This window comes from Sphingomonas sp. CCH9-E2, from assembly GCF_001557215.1.
Classification (GTDB): Bacteria; Pseudomonadota; Alphaproteobacteria; order Sphingomonadales; family Sphingomonadaceae; genus Sphingomonas.
The window spans coordinates 1-516 of sequence record NZ_LSJM01000022.1 but is presented as its reverse complement, the minus strand read 5'-3'; the positions used below and the strand labels follow the sequence as shown (position 1 = coordinate 516).

1 protein-coding gene is annotated in these 516 nt (G+C 57.6%); it reads right to left on the bottom strand.

The window, feature by feature from the left end; genetic code table 11:
- Positions 1 to 302 (bottom strand): PAS domain-containing protein (locus AX681_RS21715; RefSeq protein WP_156442953.1); only part of this gene is annotated, 302 nt, incomplete at its 3' end.
- Positions 303 to 516: the final 214 nt, after the last annotated feature.

Sequence of the window (516 nt, the reverse complement as noted above, 5' to 3'; positions counted from 1 at the left end):
CTTTCATGGTCCAGACTATCATAGTCTCTGGGCCACTCAGCGGGGGGCAGATCAAACTCATGCGAATAATGGTGGCAATGCTCCAGAAATGCGGTGGTCTCAGCCTCTACTCGCAGCCGATCTTCAGGATGCACCAAAGAATAGAAGCCCGCCTCGTCTAAGGGCGGGCTGCTCAGGCCGTACAAGGCGATAAGGCCCGGGGACCATTCCAACACGTCGTCCGCTACATGCCAGAGATATGATCCAACCCCTGGCACATTCGCCAGGTCGTGTTGGCTTGATTGCGCTACGATGCCCAGCATGTGCGAACCCCTTTACCGTACGCGCTGGCAGCCTAGCGAGATCGCGAATAGCCTGCACGAGAAAAAGCCGCGAGGCTTTCGCAGAGGCGATTATGGCAGACGTTCTTTGACCGGTTCGGGCAAATCTCCGCGAATTTGAAGGGGGCGACAGGGTCGCATCGACCATGGACCGGAGAATCTGATCTGCAGACGGGTAACGCGCCCTCCCCCAAAC